Raw genomic sequence first — 9,975 nt, forward strand, 5'->3', positions numbered from 1 at the left:
GAGTGCCGCCCGGTCGAGAAACTGTCAATCGACCGTCTCGCCCGGTCGGTGTGGCCGTGCGACGGGATCGCGCCCGATTAGGGTCGGTGGTGACGACCTGTCCGAGCCACCGCCGGAGCCGCCGTGACCAGCCCGTACGACATCGAGGAGATCTTCCCGGACGACGCGGTCCGGCTTCCCCGGCGGCAGTCCGGCAACTCACCGCAGGGCCTGACCGTGACCCTGCTCGCCGACTACACGCTGCGGACCGGCGCCTGGCTGCCGTCGGCCGCGATCGTGGCGCTGCTCGCCGAGGCGGGTGTCAGCCACGCCGGGGCGCGCACCACCATCAGCCGGCTCGCCCGTCGCGGTGTCCTCGAAGGCAGCAAGCAGGGCCGCAACAGCTCCTACCGGCTCACCTCGGCCGCCGCCCTCGACCTCGCCGCCGGAGGTCGGTCCATCGTCGCCGCGGCGGCCGCCGCCGAGCCGTGGGACCACCGGTGGACGTTGATCGCCTTCTCGCTGCCGCAGGACGAGGTCGCGCGGCGGCGGGAGGTCCGCAGCCGGCTGCGCTGGTTCGGCTGCGCGCCCCTCTACGACGGCCTCTGGATCTCGCCGCACGACCTCACCGACAAGGCCAGGGCGCAGCTGGCCGAGCTCGCCGCCGGCACCATGACCGTCTTCCGCGCCCGCCACGTCGACCTCGGTGAGCGGACCGGCCGCAACCCCCTCGACGCCTGGGACACCACCGCCATCGCCCGCCACTACGACGCGTTCATCCGGCGCTGGCGGCCGCTGCTGCCCGACATCCGCGCCTCCCGGATCACCGGGATCGAAGCGGTCCGCGCCCGCACCGAGGTCATGGACACCTACCGCCGCCTGCCCATCCTCGACCCGCGCCTGCCGCTGGAGCTGCTGCCGCCGGGCTGGCTGCGCGAACCCGCCCGCAACCTGTTCACCGCCGTCTACGACGGCCTCGCGGGCCCCGCCCAGGGTCACGTGCGCGCCGTCGTGAGCCGGTTCACCACCGACCCGCCCACCGACGTGCAGGCCCACACGGTCGCGGACATGCTCGACGGCCTGCACGGCGCGTGGCAGCCCGTCGCCGAACCGGGCACGGCCTCCCGCTGATCACCTGAGCCCCCACTTCCGGTCGTCCCGGCCGCTTCGCCGCGGACCGGGACGACCGGGCGAGGTCAGGGCCGTGCGGCGTCGAGCGGACCGTGGTCGAACCAGTCGAACCAGGCGGTGCCCTCGGTGACGTACATGCCGATCACCCGGCCCGTGAAGCCGGTGGCGACCTCCGTGGACAGGTACCGGCCGTCCAGCTCGGCCAGCGGCTCCGGGTCCTCACCGACGTGGAAGGCGAGGTAGTCCGGCGCGGCGACGTGCAGGCCCGCCGGCTCCTCCCCCGCCGGCCACCGGCGGGCCGAGCGGGTGGTGATCACGAGCGTCAGCGGGCCCGGTGGCACGGGTCTCGTGGCCACGCTCTGGCGCAGGGGTCCGATGCGGGCGATGACCGCGGCCCGCCCGTCCGCCACCTCCAGGTCGTAGTGGTGGCCCTCGTCCAGGCGCACCGACAGGCCGGCGCGACCGGCGGCGGGATCCAGGAGGACGGCGGTCCGGCTCTCGACGTGCTGCTGGCGCCGGCCGACGAACGTGCAGCCCGGCCGGTCCAGCGTGGAGCCGGTGGCGTGCAGCGCGAGCCACCCCGGCCGCTCGGTCACCGACCACGAGCCGTCCGGCCGCGCCCGCGGCGAGATCCACCGGGGGTCGAGCCCGGGGGCGTCGAAGTCGTCCCGCTCCGGGGCGGCCTGCGGCTCCTGTGCGCCGACCGGCGCCCGTTCCCTCAGGTTGACGGGGCCGACGCGGGGCCAGCCGTCCTCCCACCGGACCGGGGTCAGGAAGGTCTCCCGGCCCAGGACGTGGAACTTGGGGCTGTAGCCGACCGGGCGGGTGGCCAGCAGCACCATCCACCACTCGCCGTCCGGCGTGGTGACGAGGTCGGCGTGACCCGTGCTCTGGACGGGTTGGCTCGTGCTGCGGTGCGACAGGATCGGGTTGACCGGCGCCGGTTCCCACGGACCGCGCGGCGAGCGGGCTCGGGCCATGGCCACGGTGTGGCCGCGCTCGGTGCCGCCCTCGGCGATCATCAGGTACCACCACTCCCCGACCTGGTACAGGTGGGGCGCTTCCGGCCACTGCAACCCGGTGCCCGCCCAGGCCGGGAACGGCCCTTCCAGCACCTTCCCCGCCTCGGGGTCGACCCGGGCGACCTGCACGCCGTTGAACGTGGGCCCGTGCGCGCCCGCGAAGGAGCACCAGCAGTTGCCGTCCGAGTCCCACGCCAGGTCGGGGTCGATGCCGGGCAGGTCGAGCCACACGGGGTCCGACCAGGGGCCTTCGGGTCGCTCGGCGGTGACGACGAAGTTGCCGCCGTGCGAGACGTTCGTGGTGATCATCCAGAACCGGCCGTCGTGGTGCCGGATCGTGGGCGCGTAGATCCCGTCCGACGCCATCGCGTCGGCCGGCAGCGGCAGCTGGGACGGCCGGTCCAGGACGTTGCCGATCTGCCGCCAGTTCACCAGGTCGCGGCTGTGGAAGAGCGGCACGCCCGGGAAGTACTCGAAGCTCGAGCACACCAGGTAGTAGTCGTCGCCGACCCGGCACACGCTGGGGTCGGGGTGGAACCCGGGGATCACGGGGTTGTCGTAGAACGACGCCTCGGACTTCGGTGAGGTCAATGGTTTTCCTTGTTGTGCGAGGGCGTCAGCCCTTGAAGGCGCCTTCGAGGATGCCCGCGACCATCCGGCGTCCGACCACGACGAACAGCACGACCAGCGGGATCGTGGCGAGGAAGGAGCCGGACATGGCCAGCCCGAGGTCGACGTCGAGGCTGTTCTGGAGCGCCTTGATGGCGATCTGGGCGGTGTAGCGCTCGGGCGACTTGAGCACGATGAACGGCCACAGGAAGTCGTTCCACGCGGTGATGAACCCGAACAGGCCGAGCACGAACGCGGCCGGCCGCACGATCGGGAACGCGATGCGCCAGAACACCTGCGCGGTGCTCGCGCCGTCGATGCGGGCCGCCTGCATCAGCTCGTCGCTGATCGTGGCCGAGATGTGCTGGCGCATCCAGAAGATGCCGAACGCGCTGGCCAGGCCGGGCACGATCAGCGCCTGCAGCGTGTCGACCCAGCCCAGCTCGGACATGATCATGTACTGCGGGATGACCGAGAGCTGCGTGGGCACCGTCATGGTGAGCACGACGACCACGAACAGGGTGTTGCGGCCCGGGAACTGCAGCTTCGCGAAGGCGAACCCCGCCAGCGAGCACAGCACCGCCTGACCGACGCCGATCGCGGTGGCCACGGCGAGGCTGTTGAGCAGCGACTGCACGAACGGCACCGTGTCCAGGACCAGCCCGGCGAGGTGGAAGAAGTTGCCGCCGGGCACGACCTCGGGCGGCATCCGCGTCGCGGCCGCCGTGTCGGTGGTGGCGACGATGAACATCCAGTACAGCGGGAACAGGCACACGACCGTGGCGGCGGCCAGCATGAGGTAGGTCCACCAGCGGACCCGGCCGGGGCCTCGGTTGCGCGTCGCGGTGCTCGTCATCGATCCGCCTTGATCCGGGTGGACAGCACGAAGTTGACCGCGGCGATCGCCACGACCATGACGAACAGGGCGACCCCGATCGCCGAGCCGTAGCCGAACTCGAACTGCCCGAAACCCTGCTCGTACAGGAACAACGTCAACGTCTGGCACTGGCGCACCGCGCCGCAGGTCAGCCCCGAGCCGGTCAGCAGCGGCTCGGTGAAGATCTGCAGGCCGCCGATGGTGGACGTGACGACGGTGAAGATGATCACCGGTCGCAGCGAGGGGATGGTGATGTGCCGGAACCGCTGCCACGGCCCCGCGCCGTCGATGGCCGCGGCCTCGAACACCGCCCGCGGCACCGATTGCAGCGAAGCCAGGTAGAGCAGCGTGGTGTAGCCGAACCACCGCCAGGTCACCATCGTGGCGATGAGGACGTGACTGCCCCAAGTGGACTGGACGAAGTCCACCGGCTCGATCCCGACCAGCCCGAGCACCCAGTTGAGCAGCCCGTAGTCCCGGTCGAACAGCTGCGCGAAGACGACCGCGGTGGCCGCCACCGACGTGATGTAGGGCACCAGCACCGACATCCGGAAGAACAGCGCGAACCGCAGCCGGGCGTGGTTGAGCACGTGCGCCAGCACCAGCGCCAGCAGCAGCTGCGGGACGGTGGACAGCGCCCAGATGCTCACCGTGTTGCCCGCGGCGTTCCAGAACCGCGGGTCGGCGAACATGCGGGTGAAGTTGTCCGTGCCGATGAACACCTGGTCGCCGATGGGGTTCCAGTCGAACAGGGCCACGTAGAAGGTGAAGAGGAGGGGGAACAGCCCGAACACGCCGAACAGGACGAAGAACGGGGCGATGTAGGCGTACGGCGACAGGCGCTCCGCGAGCCCCCTGCCCCTCGGGGAGGCAGGGGGCGGCAGTGCGGCCGACGGCGCGGGCGTCAGCGTGGCGGTCACGGTCGTCACTCGCCGATGGCGGTCTTGATGTTGCGCAGCGCGTCGTCCCAGGCGGTGGCCGGGTCGCCGCCCGCCTGCTCGACGTTGGTGATGGCGTCGAGGAACTCCTGGCCGATGGCGGCGCTGTCGGGACCGATGTAGAACGGCTTGAGGCCCAGCAGCGAGTCGGTGTAGATCTTGCCGGTCGGCGCGTCGGAGAAGAACGGGTCCTTCGCGTCGGTGAGCTTGGCGTCCTGGTAGACCTCCGGCGTGGAGGGCAGCGCGCCGACGCGGTTGAAGTGCTCCAGCTGGCCCGCGGGCGACTGCATCTCCTTGATGTAGTTCCAGGCGGCCTGGGGGTTCTTCGCGCCCTTGGGGATGGCCAGGTAGCTTCCGCCCCAGTTGCCGGAGCCGCCGGGGATCCTGGCGATGTCCCACTTGCCCTTGGTGTCGGGGGCGGTGGTGCGGATGCTGTTGAGCATCCACGACGGCGCGGACACCGCGGCGTACGCGCCCTGGCCCATGCCGGCGCTCCACGCGCTCTCGAACGAGGACTGCCCGGCGGTGATCCCGGAGGTGGCCGCCTTGATGCCGAGCTCGAACGCCGCCTTGACCTGCGGGTTGGTGCTGTAGACCAGCTTGCGGTCCGCGCTGTAGTACTTCTCCGAGACCTGGTTGACCGCCTGGTAGAACACGCTGGTCGCCGCGTTGTCGGTGAACGCCTTGCCGGTGGCCTGCTTGTAGCGCTTACCGGTCTCGATGAACGCGTCCCACGTCGGCCACAGCGCGCTCACGGACTCCCGGTCGGTGGGCAGGCCGGCGGCGGCGAACAGGTCGGTCCGGTAGGCCACGGCCATGCCGCCCACGTCGGTGGGCACGCCCAGCACCTCGCCGTCCTTGGCGACGCTCTGCTTCCACACCCAGTCGAGGTACTCGTCCTTGATGTCGTCGGCGCCCAGCGTCCGCAGGTCCACGAAGTTCTGCGGCTGGTCGACGAACTGCGGCAGGTTGTCGCCCTGGATGAGCACCAGGTCCGGCACCTTCCCGCCGGCCAGCGCCGTGGTCAGCGACTGGGCGGTCTCCGTCGACGTGCCGACCTCGGTCAGCTTGATGTCGATGTCCGGGTGCTTCGCCTTGTACGCGTCGACGGTCAGCTTCTGGTTGATGGCGGAGAACGACCAGAACTCGAACGACTTGCCGTCCCCTCCCCCACCACCGCCCGTGCCGGGTGTGCAGGCGGTGAGCAGGGCCAGGGCCGCGGCGGCGCGGAGCAGGGGCAAGCGGAGTTTCACAGCGCTTCTCCAAGGTGTGCGAGAACAGGCGGCACCGCCACCATGCGGTTGACCACCGCCGGTCGGCGATCGCGTGAACCGGGTCGAGAGCCTGCCGCACCGTGCGGCCGAAAGTTTCGGTCTCAACTCCGATTGTTAGCGCTCACGACAGTAAGCTGTGTCACAAGGGCCGTCAAGAACACCTTGTGCCGCCCGAGAACGCGAAAGCAAGACCTCCGTCAGTGGACTCTTCACAACACACTTTGTGAACGCGAACTATCTAACGTTCAGTGAGCCCGGTGGTCGCGGGCGCGGTTTCGCCGCCGGCGACCGCGACCACCGCGCGCCGTCACGCCGCGAACTGCCACCAGTTGACGTTGAACAGGTAGCCGCTGCCGCCGGTGAACCGGAGGTAGAGGTCATGGGTGCCCGTCGCGCCGCTGATCGGGCAGGAGACCGTGGCCCAGTTCTGCCAGCCGCCGGTGCCCGAGACGCCGCAGCGCCCCACCACCGCGCCGCTCGGGCCGTCCAGCCGGACCTCGACGGTGCCGCCGGAGGTGCCGGAGGCCACGCGGGCGTTGAACGTCCGCGCGCCCGAGCCGAACGCGACGCCCTTCACCTTGAGGTAGTCGCCGTTCTCGATCCAGCCCACGTTCATCCCGCCCTCGGCGGAACGCTCGGTCTCGATGCCCGAACCCCAGGCGATCGTCTCGGCCTCCTGGCGGACGAACGGGTTGAGCGTGCCCACTTGAGGTGCGCCGCCCGTGGTCATGTTGATGGTCGGGATCGAGCCGTCGGCGTTGTAGGTGAACCGCTCCACCGCCACGGACCTGGTGAAACCGCCACCGCCCGGCAACGCGCCGTTGTGGTAGAAGAAGTAGGAGCTGCCCTTGAAGTCGACGATCCCCGCGTGGTTGGTGAAGCTGCCGCCCTGGGTGGGCATGACCGTGCCGCGGTAGGTCCACGGCCCGGTGGGGCTGGGCGCGGTGGAGTAGGCGATGAACTCCGAGCAGCACTTCGCCGCGAACACGTTGTAGTACACGCCGTTGCGCTTGTAGACCCAGGGCCCTTCCTCGTAGAGGGTGGGGCGGCTGGCGTCACCGGTGCGGGAGCCGAACCCGGCCGCGGTGAGCGGGATCTGGGTGGGACCGCCGGAGAACGACGTCATGTCGGCGTTGAGCCGCACGTACCACAGGTTCGGGTTGCCCCAGTACAGGTACGCCTGGCCGTTGTCGTCGATGAAGACGCTCGGGTCGATCTCGCCGTTCTCCACCAGCGGGCGGCCGATGGCGTCGCGGAACGGGCCGGTGGGGCTGTCGGCGACGCCCACGCCGATCGCCATGCGGCCGGTGGCGCGGTTGACGACGGGCACGTACCAGTAGAACTTGCCGTTGCGCTCGATCGCCTGCCCCGCCCACGCGTCCTTGCTCGCCCAGGAGAACGTGCCCACGTTCATCGGCGAGCCGTGGTCGGTCCAGTTCACCATGTCGTCGGAGGACCAGACCCGCCACTCCTTCATGGTGAACCAGGTCGAACCGTCCTCGTCGTGCCCCGTGTAGAGGTACACGCGTCCGTTGTGGACCAGCGGCGCCGGGTCGGCGGTGTAGATGTGCTGCACGATCGGGTTGTCCGCCTTGGCCATCGCGGGCGCGAGGGCCGACGCGCACACGACCGCGGCGAGCAACGCGCCCACCCGCCGCAGCAGCGCCGCGACCAACGGTGTCGATTTCACCAGAACCTCCGGAAGGGCATCGGAATCCGTCGCGACGTTCGCCACCGTCAGGCCGGGTCCACTTCCCGTGCTGACCGTTGCGACTCCACAGGACAGCGCACCCACGGCGGCGCTCGGCGCGGCGGGAGCCCGCCGGGAACGGAGTGACCTTGATTGTCGTGCCCATGAAACTACGTCCCGACGACATCGTCAAAGCTAAACCTGTGAGCGCTAACTTTAGCCACCCGGAGTTGCTCCGTTCAGCCCATTGCGCGTGCTCGATCCGAACGTTCGGGACAGCCGCTTCCATCTCAATTCGAGGCCACCGTTCCGGTAGCTAAAATGTTTGCGCTAACTTTAGCAAGGCGCGGGCTATTAACAGTCGAACGCCATTCGACCTGACCATGCGGCCCAAGAGGCCCGACACCGACCGGTCAGGTGCCCATCACCAGCGCGATACCGCGCCCTACCTGCACGAAAGATTTTCGTAACGTCTTGACCCGGCGTGTGCCATCCTTCACAGTCGGAGAGGCACGACGCGCGCTCATCGCGACGACGACCGCACTTCACTGCCATCCCCTTTGCACGTGGGATGTTCAACCGCGAAGTTGTTAGCGCTAACAAAAGATCGATCGGGCGTCGGCAAGTGCCCCCTGCCACCGCGACGCCACGGCTTGCGGTGTGCCGATCCGTGAGGACACGTGATGAATCATTCGATACGAGCGGTCATTCGACCGACGCCGGTGCGTCGGTCGAGAACAACGGCGTTGCTGCTCGTCGTGGGACTCGTCGCCACCATGATGACGGCGGCGTTCGACGGCCTGGCCCTGGCCGGCACGACCCTGGGCGCCTCGGCGGCGGAGAAGGGCCGGTACTTCGGCGCCGCCGTCGCGGCGGGCAAGCTCGGCGACTCGACCTACGTCGGGATCCTGAACCGGGAGTTCAACCAGGTCACCGCCGAGAACGAGATGAAGATGGACGCGACCGAGCCCAACCAGGGCCAGTTCACGTTCACCAACGGCGACCGGATCGTCAACCACGCCATCAGCCGCGGCATGAAGGTGCGCGGCCACACCCTGGCCTGGCACTCCCAGCAGCCGGGGTGGATGCAGCGCATGGAGGGCTCGGCGCTGCGCCAGGCCCTGCTCAACCACGTCACCCGCGTCGCGACCTACTACCGGGGCAAGATCCACTCCTGGGACGTGGTGAACGAGGCGTTCGCCGACGGCACCAGCGGCGGTCGTCGCGACTCCAACCTCCAGCGCACGGGCAACGACTGGATCGAGGCCTCCTTCCGCGCCGCGCGTGCCGCCGACCCCGGCGCGAAGCTCTGCTACAACGACTACAACACCGACGGCATCAACGCCAAGAGCACCGGCATCTACAACATGGTGCGCGACTTCAAGGCCCGCGGCGTCCCCATCGACTGCGTCGGCTTCCAGTCCCACCTGACCAACTCGGCGCCGTCGGACTACCAGGCCAACCTCCAGCGCTTCGCCGACCTCGGCGTCGACGTGCAGATCACCGAGCTGGACATCTCCGGCTCCAACCAGGCCAACGCGTTCGGCGCCGTCACCCGCGCGTGCCTGGCGGTCGCCCGGTGCACCGGCATCACCGTCTGGGGCATCCGCGACAGCGACTCGTGGCGGACCGGCCAGAACCCGCTGCTGTTCGACGCCTCGGGCAACAAGAAGCCCGCCTACACCGCCGTGCTCAACGCCCTCAACGAGGGCTCGAGCCAGCCCGGGGTCATCGACACGACCGCGTGGTACGTACTGGTGAACCGCAACAGCGGCAAGGCGCTCGACGTCTACAACCTCGCCACCAACGACGGCGCCCGCATCACCCAGTGGACCCGCAACGACGGCAACCAGCAGCAGTGGCAGTTCGTCGACTCCGGCGGCGGCTACTACCGGGTGAAGTCACGCCTGTCCGGCAAGGTGCTCGACGTCTACAACTTCTCCACCGCCGACGGCGCCAACATCGTCCAGTGGGCCGACAACAACAGCACCAACCAGCAGTTCCGCCTCGCCGACTCCGACGGCGGCCACGTCCGCCTGATCAACCGCAACAGCAACAAGGCGGTCGAGGTCCAGGGCGCGTCCACCGCCGACGGCGGCAACGTCGTCCAGTACAGCGACTGGGGCGGCGCCAACCAGCAGTGGCAGCTCGTCCGCGTCGGCGGCGGCGGGACGACGACCACCACCACGACCACGACGCCCGGCCAGTGCTCCCTCCCGTCGACGTACCGCTGGTCGTCGACGGGCGTGCTGGCGAACCCGAGGTCGGGCTGGGTGTCGCTCAAGGACTTCACCTACGTGCCGTACAACGGCAAGCACCTCGTCTACGCGACCACGCACGACACCGGCACGCGCTGGGGCTCGATGAACTTCGGGCTCTTCGGCAACTGGTCCGAGATGGCCTCGGCGCCCCAGCAGGCCATGAACATCAGCACCGTCGCGCCCACGCTGTTCTA

7 protein-coding genes are annotated in these 9,975 nt (G+C 69.5%); 2 read left to right on the forward strand and 5 right to left on the reverse strand.

Annotation, left to right across the window (positions count from 1 at the left end):
- Positions 1–123 precede the first annotated feature (123 nt).
- Positions 124–1,110 carry a PaaX family transcriptional regulator gene (locus ACZ7GX_RS37735; protein WP_498784172.1) on the forward strand — a complete coding sequence of 329 codons (987 nt, stop codon included), beginning with the start codon at positions 124–126 and terminating at the stop codon, positions 1,108–1,110.
- A 65-nt stretch (positions 1,111–1,175) separates the two neighbouring features.
- On the opposite strand, the gene ACZ7GX_RS37740 is transcribed toward ACZ7GX_RS37735, so the two are convergent.
- The 5 genes from ACZ7GX_RS37740 to ACZ7GX_RS37760 all read right to left on the reverse strand — a co-directional run bounded on the left by ACZ7GX_RS37740 (position 1,176) and on the right by ACZ7GX_RS37760 (position 7,520).
- Positions 1,176–2,723, reverse strand: coding sequence for a glycoside hydrolase family 43 protein (locus tag ACZ7GX_RS37740; RefSeq protein WP_498784174.1), 1,548 nt, complete (start codon positions 2,721–2,723; stop codon positions 1,176–1,178).
- Positions 2,724–2,748: 25 nt separating this feature from the next.
- Complete coding sequence (locus ACZ7GX_RS37745; protein ID WP_498784176.1) at positions 2,749–3,597, reverse strand: carbohydrate ABC transporter permease; 849 nt, start codon at positions 3,595–3,597, stop codon at positions 2,749–2,751.
- Complete coding sequence (locus ACZ7GX_RS37750) at positions 3,594–4,547, reverse strand: carbohydrate ABC transporter permease (protein ID WP_498784178.1); 954 nt, start codon at positions 4,545–4,547, stop codon at positions 3,594–3,596. The genes ACZ7GX_RS37745 and ACZ7GX_RS37750 overlap by 4 nt, the downstream gene beginning before the upstream one ends.
- The gene (locus tag ACZ7GX_RS37755; RefSeq protein WP_498784180.1) at positions 4,544–5,809 is read right to left on the reverse strand and encodes an extracellular solute-binding protein; all 1,266 of its coding nucleotides are present in this window, start codon (positions 5,807–5,809) and stop codon (positions 4,544–4,546) included. Before ACZ7GX_RS37755 ends, ACZ7GX_RS37750 begins: the two co-directional genes overlap by 4 nt.
- A gap of 328 nt (positions 5,810–6,137) precedes the next feature.
- The gene (locus ACZ7GX_RS37760) at positions 6,138–7,520 is read right to left on the reverse strand and encodes a glycoside hydrolase family 43 protein (protein ID WP_498784182.1); all 1,383 of its coding nucleotides are present in this window, start codon (positions 7,518–7,520) and stop codon (positions 6,138–6,140) included.
- Between the two features lie 746 nt (positions 7,521–8,266).
- On the opposite strand from ACZ7GX_RS37760, the gene ACZ7GX_RS37765 reads away from it, so the two are divergent.
- Positions 8,267–9,975, forward strand: a 1,709-nt coding sequence (locus tag ACZ7GX_RS37765; protein WP_498784184.1) for a non-reducing end alpha-L-arabinofuranosidase family hydrolase, incomplete at its 3' end; no start/stop codon positions are given.

Source organism: Actinosynnema sp. NPDC037264 (assembly GCF_055603705.1).

Excerpts from the sequence above, each read along its gene's own strand:
- ACZ7GX_RS37745 (WP_498784176.1), bottom strand. The coding sequence starts at position 3,597 with ATGACGAGCACCGCGACGCGCAACCGAGGCCCCGGCCGGGTCCGCTGG.